The organism is Labilibaculum sp. K2S (genome assembly GCF_030372765.1).
GTDB lineage: Bacteria > Bacteroidota > Bacteroidia > Bacteroidales > Marinifilaceae > Labilibaculum.
In genome coordinates, this window is sequence record NZ_JAUCMW010000001.1 from 522901 (window position 1) to 536889 (window position 13989).

General features: G+C 39.6%; 9 protein-coding genes. 8 read left to right on the forward strand and 1 reads right to left on the reverse strand.

The window, feature by feature from the left end:
- Positions 1 to 67 precede the first annotated feature (67 nt).
- From hypD to QUH73_RS02055, 8 genes are all read left to right on the forward strand, one after another.
- On the forward strand, positions 68 to 2521 hold the full coding sequence (hypD, locus tag QUH73_RS02020; RefSeq protein ID WP_289528802.1) for a trans-4-hydroxy-L-proline dehydratase: 2454 nt from the start codon (positions 68 to 70) through the stop codon (positions 2519 to 2521).
- A 10-nt stretch (positions 2522 to 2531) separates the two neighbouring features.
- Entirely contained in the window at positions 2532 to 3440 is a 909-nt protein-coding gene (locus tag QUH73_RS02025; RefSeq protein ID WP_289528803.1) for a glycyl-radical enzyme activating protein, read from the forward strand.
- A gap of 209 nt (positions 3441 to 3649) precedes the next feature.
- Entirely contained in the window at positions 3650 to 5587 is a 1938-nt protein-coding gene (locus tag QUH73_RS02030; protein WP_289528804.1) for a glycoside hydrolase family 97 protein, read from the forward strand.
- Positions 5588 to 5650: 63 nt separating this feature from the next.
- Positions 5651 to 7021: a DUF6055 domain-containing protein gene (locus QUH73_RS02035; RefSeq protein WP_289528805.1), complete on the forward strand. Its 1371-nt coding sequence runs from the start codon at positions 5651 to 5653 to the stop codon at positions 7019 to 7021.
- A gap of 332 nt (positions 7022 to 7353) precedes the next feature.
- Positions 7354 to 7770, forward strand: coding sequence for a Fur family transcriptional regulator (locus tag QUH73_RS02040; protein WP_289528807.1), 417 nt, complete (start codon positions 7354 to 7356; stop codon positions 7768 to 7770).
- Positions 7771 to 7796: 26 nt separating this feature from the next.
- Positions 7797 to 10004 carry a catalase/peroxidase HPI gene (gene katG / locus QUH73_RS02045; protein WP_289528808.1) on the forward strand — a complete coding sequence of 736 codons (2208 nt, stop codon included), beginning with the start codon at positions 7797 to 7799 and terminating at the stop codon, positions 10002 to 10004.
- Positions 10005 to 10188: 184 nt separating this feature from the next.
- Positions 10189 to 11172 carry a cation diffusion facilitator family transporter gene (locus QUH73_RS02050; RefSeq protein WP_289528809.1) on the forward strand — a complete coding sequence of 328 codons (984 nt, stop codon included), beginning with the start codon at positions 10189 to 10191 and terminating at the stop codon, positions 11170 to 11172.
- 24 nt (positions 11173 to 11196) lie between these two features.
- On the forward strand, positions 11197 to 11628 hold the full coding sequence (locus QUH73_RS02055) for a pyrimidine dimer DNA glycosylase/endonuclease V (protein WP_289528810.1): 432 nt from the start codon (positions 11197 to 11199) through the stop codon (positions 11626 to 11628).
- A 136-nt stretch (positions 11629 to 11764) separates the two neighbouring features.
- Here the strand turns inward: QUH73_RS02055 and pepF are convergent, their stop codons facing one another.
- Positions 11765 to 13663 (reverse strand): oligoendopeptidase F, encoded by a 1899-nt coding sequence (gene pepF, locus QUH73_RS02060; protein WP_289528811.1) that lies wholly within the window; start codon positions 13661 to 13663, stop codon positions 11765 to 11767.
- Between the last annotated feature and the right edge of the window lie 326 nt (positions 13664 to 13989).

The following is a 13989-nucleotide window of genomic DNA, read 5'->3' on the forward strand; positions in this document are numbered from 1 at the left end:
GATTGGTTCGTAGATAAAGATTTATTAGTACCCAACTTTAGTTTTTGAACCCAAAAATTAATAACAGATGAATTCAAATAATCTAAATAAAACTCCTGAGCGTGCGCCTCGTTCAGAAAGCAATTACAGCAATACCCATTCTTCGGATTCTTATGCAGCGATGACCGAACGTATTCAGAATTTACGCAAAATTAGTGTCGACACAGCGCCTTCGCTTGATATCGAAAGAGCTTTGATCGAAACCGATTTTTACAAAGAAAACAATGGCAAATATTCCATTCCAATGATGCGGGCATTAACCTTCATGGAAATTTGTAAAAAGAAAACAATTTATCTGGGTGAAGGTGAGTTGATCGTGGGGGAACGTGGGCCATCACCAAAATGCGTACCTACTTTTCCTGAGTTGACCTGCCATAGTGTTGACGATTTAAATGTGTTGAATACCCGCGATTTGCAGCGTTATACCATATCGCAGGAAGATATTGATACTTATGCGCGCGAGGTAATTCCATACTGGGAAGGCCGAACCATGCGCGAACGTATTTTCAACTATGTGCCTCAAGAGTGGAGTGCGGCTTACGAGGCTGGTTTGTTTACCGAATTTATGGAGCAACGGGCTCCCGGTCACACGACCTTAGATGGCAAGATTTACCAAAAAGGGTTGCTTGATTTTAAAAAAGACATTCAGGCTCACATCGACCGTTTGGATTTTATGAATGATGAGGAGGCCACAGATAAGCTGGAAGAACTGAAAGCCATGGCAATTTCCTGCGATGCTGCGATTGTATTTGCAGAACGTCATGCGGATTTAGCAGAAGAACAGGCTAAAACAGAAAAAGATCCGCAAAGACTTGCCGAGCTGAAAAAGATTTCTGAAGTATGTCGTTGGGTACCGGCTCATGCACCCCGGAATTTTCACGAAGCCATCCAAATGTATTGGTTCATGCATCTTGGAACCATCACCGAGCTGAATGGCTGGGATGCTATGAATCCCGGACATTTTGATCAGCATTTGGAACCTTTCTACAATAAAGGAATTGAAAGCGGAGACTTATCCCGAGAGGAGGCAAAGGAATTATTGAGTTGTTTCTGGATTAAAGTAAACAATCATCCTGCACCACCCAAAGTGGGAATTACAGCACGCGAAAGCGGAACCTATAACGATTTTACAAACATCAATATTGGAGGAGTTCGCAGAGACGGTTCCGATGGTGTTAGTGAGGTTTCTTATCTGATACTGGAGATTATTGAAGACCTGCATATTTTACAGCCGGGAAGTTCCATTCATATTAGTACGCGTACTCCTGATCGGTTTTTAAAAGAGGGGTGTAAGGTGATTCGTCAGGGACACGGTTATCCTTCTGTTTTCAATTCCGATGTGTATGTCATGGAATTGCTTCGTCAAGGTAAGTCATTGGAAGATGCGCGCGAAGGTGGTTGCAGCGGTTGTATCGAAGTAGGAGCTTTTGGGAAAGAAGCCTATGTTTTAACTGGGTATCTGAATGTTCCGAAAGTTTTAGAGATAACCTTAAATAACGGAATTAATCCCGTAACCGGTAAAATGGCTGGAATTCAAACTGGTGATCCCCGTAATTTTAAAAGCTTCGAAGAATTGTACGAAGCATTTTTGAAACAGCTGAATTTTGTGATTGATCAGAAAGTCAGGGTAAGTAATTATATCGACCGTATGTTTGCTAAATATGCACCGGCACCATTATTATCAGTCTTAATGGACGATTGCATTGCCAAAGGCCGCGATTATTACAATGCCGGACCACGATACAACACAAACTATATTCAATGTACTGGTTTAGGAACCATTACCGATAGTTTGGCAACACTGAAAAAACATGTGTTTGAGTCGAAAGATTTTACAATGGATTCAATTTTGGGAGCTGTTGCTAAAAATTTCGATGGGGAAGAAATTCTACGTCAAACCATACTCAATAAAACACCCTTTTTTGGAAATGACGATGAATACGCTGATAGCATTGCAGTGCGTGTTTACAACGATTTGTTGGAAGCTATTGACGGTAAGCCAAATACTAAAGGAGAAACTTATCATCTGAATATGCTGTCAACTACCTGTCATGTATATTTTGGCAAGGTAATGGGAGCAACTCCTAACGGGCGGTTAGCCGGAAAGTCTATTTCGGATGGAACTTCACCTTCGCATGGCAGCGATGTTAACGGTCCTTCAGCAGTGATTCGTTCCCTGACAAAAATTGATCAGACCAAATCGGGAGGAACGTTATTGAATCAGCGTTTTCTTCCAAGTTTACTGAAAAGGGATGAAGACATTAATAAGCTGAGCAAGCTAATCCGAAGCTACTTTTCATTGGGAGGTCACCACATTCAATTTAATATTGTTGATTCAGCAACTTTGCTGGCCGCTCAGGCTTGTCCGGAAGATTACAAAGACCTGTTGGTACGTATGGCCGGTTACAGCGATTACTTCAACGATATGAATGCTGATCTGCAGCAGGAAGTGATCGATCGTACTGAAAATGAATCATTTTAACTTGTCTTGAATGGGAAAAGGACTGATTTTTGATATTAAAAGATATGCTATTAACGATGGACCTGGTATTCGGGTAACTATTTTCTTTAAAGGTTGCCCTTTGTCCTGCGCTTGGTGTCATAATCCGGAAAGTATTTTGGATTATGCGCAGAAGATGTACACAGCTTCGAAATGCATCGGAGCTGTTAAATGTATAGAGGTTTGTCCGAATAATGCGCTGACTTTAACCAGAAATGGGATTGAAACAAATGTTGAATTGTGTAATCTTTGTGGAAAATGTGCTGAGGTTTGTCCAACAAAAGCTCTCGAAATGTCGGGGCGTGAATACAGCACCGCTGATCTGATGAAAATTATCGAAAGGGAAACCGTTTTCTTTGATCATTCCAAAGGTGGAGTGACTTTCTCAGGAGGAGAACCTTTGATGCATTCTCAGAAACTGTTGGAACTTCTCGATCTCTGTGGTAAAAAGGACATTCATCGGGTAGTGGATACTACATTATTTGCGAATACGGATGTTGTTCTTGATGTGGCCAAGCGAACTGAATTATTTTTGGTTGATTTGAAAGCCTGGGATTCTGAAGTGCACCAAAAATATACCGGAGTTCCCAACGCGCAGATTCTTAAAAATATAAAGCTGTTGGCAGAAATAGGTAAGGATTTTATTATTCGTATACCCTTTATTGATGGAGTGAATGCTGACGAACAAACGCTAAGAAATGAAGCAGCGTTTTTATCGTCTATCCTTTGGGAACGAAAAGAAGTGAACCTGTTGCTTTATCATGATATAGCAAAGGGAAAACATCAAAAGCTGGGGTCGGCTTACAAAGCAGAGGAATTGGCAACTCCCTCTGATGAAATGGTACAATTAGCTCAATCCATTTTCGCCGAAAAAGGCATAAGTGCCACTGTTGGTGGCTAATCGTAATTTACTAAAACATTCAATTAAACAGAAGATGCACATACGTGCATCTTTTTTTTACATATGTATTGGTGTTATTATGTGTTAAATATGCAACTTTAGGTATACTAAATCCAAACAGATGAAACGACCATGTAAAAAGTATTACACACAGGTTAATGAGTGTAATTTGGGAGTTCCATCTGACAAAAACTTAAAATTATAAACAGATGAAAAAACTAATTATTGTATTGTGTTTATTTCTTGGAAGCTATAGCTTTCTTAGTGCACAATACAAACTAAAGTCACCCAATGGAAAAATAATTGTAAGTGTTGATGTTTCCAATGGCATTCATTATTCCGTTTCGTTGAACGATCAGATGTTTGTTGAACGATCAGATATCGGTTTATCTTTTAGTGATATAGATTTATGCAAAAATGCAAAGCTGAAGAAATCTTCATTTACTAAGCAGGACAAGATAGAAATCCCTGTGGTTGCTTTAAAAGAAAGTAGTATCAGAAATAATTACAATCAGTTAAATCTGGAATTTAAAAACAAATTAAGCATTGAATTCCGCGCTTTTGATGATGGTGTGGCTTACCGCTATGTTACAAACAGCAAGGGTGATGTTGAAGTAAATGAGACAGCGAAAATTGAATTTGCAGATAACTATAAAATGTGGGCTTCTCCATTGGATGGATATGCAAGCAGTTATGAACCGGATTATCAAAAAGTGAAAATAAATGATTTTTCACCTTCAAAAAATACATTTTTACCGCTGCTGATTGAACATTCAAAAGGATATAAAATGCTGATGACGGAAGCTGATGTTTCAGACTATCCTCATATGTTTCTAAAGAAAACAGGAACAAATACTCTTAGTGCGGTTTTCCCTCCATATCCTTTGGAAACAAAGCTTGTTGGTGATCGCCGAAGTGAAATAGTGAAAGGCGCGGATTACATAGCTAAAACAACAGGCAAGCGGAGCTTTCCCTGGCGTTTAATGGTGATTTCAGAAAAAGATGCACAGCTAATGGAATCAAATTTGGTCTATTTACTGGCTCCGGAGAATAAGCTTGAAAATACCGGTTGGATTAAACCCGGCAGAGTTGCCTGGGATTGGTGGAATGCTTCCAATTTGTACGGTGTTGATTTTGAGGCTGGTTTAAACACAGATACTTACAAGTATTTCATCGATTTTGCCGGTCGGAATGGTTTGGAATACGTTATTCTGGATGAAGGCTGGTCGGTATCGACTTCTGATATCTCAAAACCAAATCCAAAACTGGATCTTTTTGAGTTGATTCGTTACGGCAAAGAAAAAAATGTAAAATTAATTTTATGGGCTAGTTGGAGAGCTGTAGAAAATCAATTTTTTGTATTGGAAAAATACAAAGAGTGGGGGATTGCAGGAATTAAGGTTGATTTTATGGATAGAGCCGATCAGTGGATGGTGAATTACTATGAAAAAGTGGCCAAAGAAGCTGCCCGCAATAATCTGCTTGTCGATTTTCATGGAGCCTTTAAGCCCAATGGATTGCATCGGGCGTATCCAAATGTAGTTTCTTACGAAGGTGTTCAGGGAAATGAACATTGTAAATGGTCTGCCAATGTTACTCCTGAGCACATGCTAACACTTCCGTTTACCAGAATGGTATGTGGCCCGATGGATTTTACTCCCGGGGCGATGCGTAATTTTAACTCCACAGAATATAAATTCAACTTTTATCGTCCGGGAAGTCAGGGAACACGTTGCCATCAACTGGCACTTTTTATTGCCTACGAAAGCGGAATTCAGATGCTTGCCGACAGTCCTTCCAATTACGAAAGAGAACAGGAATCAACTGACTTTTTAGCCAGTGTACCTAATACATGGGATGAACTAAAAGTTTTGGAAGCAAAAGTTGGAGAATATCTTGTGATAGCCCGTCGAAAAGGAGACCAATGGTTTATTGGTGCAATGAATAATAATGAGACTGAAAGAGAATTCACCGTGGATTTATCATTTCTTTCTTCAGGTGCAAAAAAAGCAATTATCATGCAGGATGGTCTTAATGCAAATCGATTTGCAGAAGATTATCAAAGAATAGAAAAATCAGTAAGCAATCAATCGAAACTGACTGTAAAAATGGTTAAGGGAGGCGGTTTTGTGGCCCGAATTAAATAATATTTCGATTGTAGAGTTAGTTTTTTTTTAATGAATGTATTGATAGAGAATTAATTAATAAGCATGACATATTCAAAATTTATGAAGATTTCAGGAATCATTTTGTTGGCTGTATTCTCAGCATCCTGTGCCAACAAGAGCAATATGGAATCGAAACAGACTGCTGTTGAAAAGGAATTATATCTGCCTGCAGAAATTTATTTTGTGCCGGATAGTAATGACTTCAGCTGCGATACCAGTAAATATTGTTACAAACGAATGGTACAATCAGCGAATATAGCCCTTTTCTGGGATAAGGAATTTGGCGATAATCCGATGACCAATGCTGATGAAACAAAGCGTTTTAATGCGAATGAAGCTCTTAAGGAATGTGAAAGATTTTACAACTACTATGTAAATGATCTCAAGATAGTGCAGAAAGGCAAATCATTGTCAGATAAATACAAGTTACTCATGTTTGTATTCGGAGGTAAAGAGGGAACTGCATTTGGCGGTGGAGAAGAGGATAAAGTGGGTGTTTTATGGACTCCTGCAACAAGAATTAACCGTGCACCGTATGGAGCATTAGCTCACGAAATGGGTCATAGTTTTCAATACATTTCCAGTGCTGACAGCGGAACGGGGCCTACAGGACCGATTATTGAGATGTCTGCGCAGTACATGTTATGGCAGGTGTATCCGGAATGGATGACTTTTGAAAATTATCATTTGGTAGATTTTATGAAAGGAACACATTATGCATTTCTCCATCCTGCAAACATGTATCATTCACCATATGTGTTGGAATATTGGTCGGATAAGCATGGAAAAGAGTTTTTTGGAAACTTGTGCCGTGCAACCAAAAACGGCGAAGATCCTGTTGCAACCTATCAACGGATGAACTCATTAACTCAGGATCAGTTTAATGATGAGATGTTTGATGCTTCACGAAAATTCATCACTTGGGATCTAAAGCGAATTGAGAAAGTGGCAAAACAATATACCAATCAACATTATACCGTTTTGAATGACATAGGAAATGGATGGTATCAAATTGCAGCATCAAATTGTCCTCAGAATTACGGATACAATGGAATCAAGTTGAACGTTCCTAAAATGGGAACAAAAGTTGTTCTGAATTTTAAAGGAATTGCAGGTGCCAAAGGTTATAATAAAGTTAAAATTGATAAAGCCGGTTGGCGGTACGGATTTCTGGCTTCGCTGAAAGATGGCAGTCGTGTTTACGGAGATGTATTTAAATCTGCAGCTGATACCGTATCTTTTACAGTGCCCGAAAATACCGAATATTTGTGGTTGGTTGTAAGTGGTGCACCTACTGAACATTGGCCTGTTGTTTTTAAATGGGGGGCATCGGATGATGATAGTAAGGAGGAGCAATGGCCCTACCAGATTAAATTATCGGGAGCCGAAATAGACAGTTCTCAGATAAAATAGGTGTAATTGACAATTAGCAGAGAAATATTTTTCATAAGTTTAGTAGTAGGGAGGAGAACATTATTATATGTTTTGCCTCCCTTTTTTTGTTTAGATGACAGAGGATCAGTCCTTAGTTTGGTTTTTAATGAATTTTTTAAGCTAAAATGAACGTAACAAAGCCTATGCGAAACGTTCATTGATTACTTATGACTGCGAACCAGTCATCTTCTTCTTCTGATGAGCAATCTATCGATAATTACCTGAAAATAAAATTCGCAGAAAGGAAAAAAAGTTGTAAGTTAGTCACTCCTAAAAGAGAATGATTCTCATCTAAATAGTAAAAATATAAAATGAGTACAGAAGATATTAAAAATAAGCTGACAGAAAGAGGTTTGAAAGTAACCCCTCAAAGAATGGCAATTCTGGAAGCAATCTATAATCTAAAAAATCATCCGACTGCGGAGAATATCATTGATTATATAAAAAAAATGCATCCAAACATAGCCACAGGCACAGTTTATAAAGTTTTAGGTGCTTTGGTTGACAATCGATTGGTGAAGAAGGTAAAAACAGAAAATGACATCATGCGTTACGATGGAGTCATGAAAAGCCATCATCATTTGTATTGCATGGAATCGGATGTGATAAAAGACTATGTTGATGAAGAACTGGATGAACTGCTTCAGAATTATTTTGCAAAAAAGAATCTTCCGGGTTTTAAAATAGAAGATATAGTCCTTCAGGTAAAGGGAACATTCAATAAGTAATAAAATTTCACTTAAAATAAATTAGTATGGAAAATGATTCAGGAAATATAAGTAAATGTCCGGTAACCGGTGCAGGCGGAAAACATAGTTTTGGTGTTGGCGGCACAAAAAATCGCGATTGGTGGCCAAATCAGTTAAAGCTCAATATTCTTCGGCAGCACGATGCAAAATCAAACCCAATGGGCGAAGAGTTTAACTACGCCAAAGAATTCAAAAGCCTTGATTTAAAAGCAATCAAAAATGACCTGTATGAGTTAATGACCGATTCGCAGGATTGGTGGCCGGCAGATTTCGGACACTACGGACCGTTCTTCGTACGCATGGCATGGCACAGCGCAGGCACCTACCGTACAGGCGATGGACGTGGTGGCGCAGGAAGCGGACAGCAGCGTTTTGCACCGCTAAACAGCTGGCCCGATAATGTGAATCTGGATAAAGCACGCAGATTGCTTTGGCCGATCAAACAAAAATACGGCAAAAAAATCTCATGGGCCGATCTTATGATACTTGCAGGGAATGCAGCTTTGGAATCGATGGGATTCAAAACCTTCGGATTTGCAGGCGGACGCGAAGATGTATGGGAACCTGAAGAGGATGTGTACTGGGGGTCGGAAACCGAATGGCTGGATAATGATGAACGTAAACTGGACACAGACGAAACAGATAATCCGCTTGCAGCCATTCAAATGGGATTAATCTATGTAAATCCGGAAGGACCGGACGGAAACCCCGATCCGCTTGCTGCAGCCAAAGACATACGTGATACTTTTGCCCGAATGGCAATGAATGATGAAGAAACTGTAGCTTTGATTGCAGGTGGGCATACATTTGGAAAATGCCATGGAGCAGGAGATGCTGCTCTTGTAGGGGCTGAACCCGAAGCTGCTGCCATTGAAGAGCAGGGCTTGGGTTGGAAAAGTAATTTTGGCACAGGAAAAGCCGGCGACACAATCTCAAGTGGTTTGGAAGTAATCTGGACACAAACTCCTGTGAAGTGGAGTTACTACTTTTTCGAAAATCTGTTTAATTTCGAATGGGAACTAACAAAAAGTCCGGCAGGAGCAAAGCAGTGGGTTGCTAAAAATGCAGGTGATGTAATGCCTGATGCTCATGATGCGTCTAAAAAACATGCTCCCACCATGCTTACTACCGACCTTTCTTTGCGTTTCGATCCTGTCTACGAAAAAATTTCAAGACGTTTCTATGAACATCCTCTTGAGTTTGCCGATGCATTTGCCAGGGCTTGGTTCAAGCTGACACATCGGGATATGGGGCCGCGCTTACGTTATTTAGGCAATGAAGTGCCGGCAGAAGAACTCATTTGGCAGGATCCGATTCCGGCAGCCAATCATCCATTGATTGACGGGAAAGATATTGACGGATTAAAAACGAAAGTTTTACAATCGGGACTTACTGTTTCACAATTGGTTGCAACGGCATGGGCTTCAGCTTCAACATTTCGTGGTTCCGACAAGCGTGGAGGTGCCAATGGTGGCCGTATCCGCTTTGCTCCCCAAAAGGATTGGCCTGCCAACAATCCAGCTCAATTGTCAAAGGTTTTAGGAAAACTGGAAGAGATTCAAAAGGAATTCAATAAGGCTCAAAAGAGTGAAAAAAAGGTCTCACTTGCCGACCTGATTGTGTTGGCTGGATGCGCTGGCGTTGAGAAAGCGGCAAAAGACGCCGGCAGTAGTGCCGTGGTTCCTTTTACCCCGGGACGTATGGATGCTTCTTTGGAACAAACCGATTTGGAATCTTTCAAAGTGCTGGAGCCTGCTGCTGACGGTTTCCGTAATTATTTAAAAACAAAATACAAAGTTTCCACAGAAGAGCTGTTGATTGACAAAGCACAGCTGTTAACATTATCAGCTCCTGAAATGACAGTTTTGATTGGTGGTATGCGTGTATTGAATGCGAATTTCGACAATTCCAGACATGGTGTTTTCACAAAACGTCCGGAAGTGCTCACCAACGATTTTTTTGTAAATCTTTTGGATATGAGTACGGCATGGATGCCAACATCAGAGGACAAAGAAAAATTTGATGGCCGCGACCGAAAAACCGGCAAAATAAAATGGACAGCAAGCCGTGCAGATCTTGTTTTTGGTTCGAACTCGGAGCTTAGGGCGCTTGCCGAGGTTTATGGAAGTTCGGATGCTCAGGAGAAATTCGTTGCAGATTTTGTGGCGGCATGGAATAAAGTAATGAATCTTGACCGTTTTGATTTGGTTTGATTTTTTGCAGTCTTATAAAATTTACTAATTCAACAAAAACCTTCGTCTGATTGGGCGAAGGTTTTATTTTTTGAAGTAAGTCAGAAACACGGTTTACCGGACCTATTTGTAACTGATGGTGTTGATGTCTCTTAAAAACCTTTATATTTATAGGGCAGATGCGATATATTCCATAAATTTAGATATGCACAAAAATGATAAAAGGATAAAATTGATTGTTCAGCGGAGAATTGTATTTTTTTCCGTACTAATTTTTGTTGCAAAAGCAGGAGCCTATTTCCTGACAGATTCTGTTGGGATTTTAACCGATGCCTTAGAAAGTACTGTAAATGTGGCGACAGGATTAATTAGTCTCTATAGCATTAGTGTAGCCTTAAAACCACGAGATATCGATCATCCTTTTGGACATGGTAAAATAGAATCGATATCGGCTTCCATTGAAGGGATATTGATTGTATTGGCTGGTCTGGTTATTATTTTCGAAGCGGTGAAACGTCTGTTTAATCCACGTGAAATTGAACAACTGGATATTGGAATTCTGATTGTCGCTCTGGCAGGTTTACTAAATTACATATTGGGTTACTTTAGCATTAAAACCGGAGAAAAGCACAATTCAATTGCCTTGGTTGCCGGGGGAAAACATTTACAATCGGATACTTATTCTACCATAGGATTGGTTGTTGGTTTGGGTTTTCTGTGGCTAACAAAAGCAGCTTGGCTCGATAGTGCCATTGCCATGTTGTTTGGGTCTATCATTATTTATACCGGTTATAAAATTCTAAAAGAGACTACATCGAATTTAATGGATGAAGCCGATTTTAACTTATTGAAGAACATGACCGAAATTCTGTGGGAAAACAGGAACAAAAACTGGATTGATGTAAGTAATTTAAAATTAGTGAAATATGGAGATGCTTATCATATTGATTGTGATTTGACACTGCCTTGGTATATGAATATTGCCGATGCTCATAAAGAAGGAGATGCGGTAGTGAATAAAATCTTAGAGTGTTATCCTTATAACATCGATTTTACCATTCATACGGATGCCTGCAACAGCGAATCGTGTAAGCATTGTTCCATTTTCGATTGTGAATTTCGCTCTCATTCTTTTGAAAATGAAACTGTCTGGACTGTAGCAAACACAATAAAACAGGCAGTCTCTTAATTACTAACAACTAACATCCTCATTATGAGAATCTGGTCGGTACACCCTAAATATCTCGATACAAAAGGATTGCTTGCGCTCTGGAGAGAAACGCTGCTGGCTAAAAATGTATTGGAGGGCAAAACGAAAGGCTATAAAAATCATCCGCAGTTGCTGCGGTTTAAAAATTCCGGCAAGCCGCTTCATTGTATCAATCAATATTTGGAAGCTGTTTACGAAGAATCGTGCAGGCGTGGCTATCATTTTAATAAAGACAAGTTCGATTTGTATGATGAACCTGCAGCTTTGCCTGTAACAGGCGGACAAATAGAATTTGAAAGGAATCATCTGCTAAAGAAACTGCAACAGCGCGATCCAGAGAGATATTTAAAATTAGCAGAAGAAACCAGTATCAAGACACATCCACTTTTCAGAGTAATTGAAGGCGGTATTGAGGAGTGGGAAATTGTAAAATAAACGGAGAAATAATTTGAAAGCAGGCATCCCTGCCTCACCTTATTGGAAGAAAACAGTTTGACATAGAGAAGCATTCGCATCAAAAAAAAAGGCAGCTCCAATGGAACTGCCTTTGTAAATTTATTTCGAAATAGATTTAATTCTTAATCTTTTCAATCTCTACAGCCAATTGATCAACCAGTTTGTCCAATTGATTGATTACTGCCAGCATCGCTTCCGGTTTCGATAAATCAACACCGGCTTTTTTCAATTGCTCCATTGGAAAATTGTTGCCACCCGATTGCAAAAGTGTGATGTATCTTTTCAAGGCCTCCTGTTTCTCAGTTTTGCTTCCCTCGGTTACATCTTTGTACAATTTAGCCGACGATGCAAAGCAGGTTGCATACTGGTACACATAGTAAGGAGAGTTGTAAAAATGAGGAATTCTTGTCCAGGGATAGTTTGAATACTGTGTTTTCTCAGTAACATCGCCGTAATACTGGTCAGCAATTTCGCCCCAGGTATTTGTTAGTATTTCTGCATTAACAGGCTGTCCCTGTTCTACCATTGTATGAACCTGATATTCGTAATCAGCAAACATGGTTTGTGCAAAAAAAGTACCGATAATTCCTTCAATCGACTGAGTTAGTAAAGCAATGCGTTCCTTAGGATCTTTTGTTGTTTCCATCATATGATCCAGTAACAGGCGTTCGTTAAAGGTAGATGCAACTTCAGCCACAAATATCGTATAATTCGAAGTGGTAAACGGCTGTGTTTCGTTCGATAGAGTCGTGTGCATGGTATGACCCAATTCATGAGCCAAGGTGAAAACATACTCAAGCGTTTCATCGTAATTTAACAGCATGTATGGATGCACGCCGTAAACTCCGGCTGAAAATGCTCCTGAACGTTTGCCGGGATTTTCATAAACATCCAGCCAGCCACTGGCGGTTGCTGTTTTTAATTTTTCCTGATATTCTTTTCCCAAAGGAAGAACTGATTCAGTAACGATTTTAACAGCTTCATCGTACGGATATTTCTTGTCGAAATCAACCAAACTGATTGAACCGTCGAAACCATAGTATTTTTCCAGACCCAATACCTTTTTACGAAGCTTGTAATATTTTTGAACGGGTGCCGTATTTTCTTTTACCGTTTTAATCAGGTTCAAATACACATCTTTCGGAATGTTGTTTCCTTCCAGGGAAGCATCCAGACACGATTCGTAATTTCTGGCCCGTGCATTTGCCCATTCCGATTGAAGAATACCGTTGTAAATAGCGGCGTAGGTGTTTTTATTCTTGTAGTATACATCGTAAATTGCTTCGTAAGCCTTTCTACGGTCTTCCTGATTTCTGTTGTTGGTAGTAATTTGAGAGTACATTCCCGGTGTTACAGTTACTTTCGAACCATCCGACAGTTCCACTTCCTGAAATTCGATATCAGCGGTCGATAAAGCTTCAAATACAGATCCTGCAGTTTCTGATACCTGAGAGTAATAGGATACCAGTTTTCCCAATTCTTCACTCAAAACATGCTTTTGCAAACGATACATATCTATCAATTCGAATTTGTAAACGTCCAATTCTTTGTTTTCAGCAAGCCATTGTTTCATGGTAGCCTCAGGAATTGCAATCATTTCAGGCGAAATCCAGGCGGTTACAGGTCCAAAACCGGCAAACAAAAGTCCAACTTTCTGCAGTTTTGCCTGCAAGTCCATATTTCGTGTATCAACCGTGCTTTGGAACGAAACAAACTGATAAACTTTGTAAGCTTTTTTCATCAGGTTCTCTTGCGCAGTCATTAACTTTAGCAAGTTCTCAGAACTTTCGCCAAGTGTTCCTTTGCAGGATAGAATTTCCTCCATATCAACCGAAATTGCCTTAAAATCTGCTTCCCAGGCATCCCAGTTTTCATAAATATCAGAGAAATTCCATTTGTACTTTTCCGGAATTTCTTCCCGGCTTTTGTAATTCACCTGTGCCATTGTCTGCAAACACATTGTAGTAGTAAAGGCTGCAACAAGCAATCCTTTTCCTACTTGTTTAAAATTCATTTTCATTGTCCTTTATTAATGTTAGTTGAATAGATATTTGATGTTAAAGCAATAAATATAAAATGATGGGCGCATATAAGCATAATTTTTTCGATGTAAGATAGTAAAATCAGGATGTAAATGGAATATTGAAGAGCGAAATCTTATTGTTTGGAGAAGGAGTCAATGTTGATTGCCACTGAGCTGGATGGAGTTGTCATTGAGGCGATGTTGTGAGTCAGAGATAGAACAGGGGCGTAGCTCTAATGTCTTCGCAGCAGATAGTTTCTATACCAATTTTTTTAGGAGCCTTAGCTCCAACATCTTTGTATAATTTGTATGTGAGA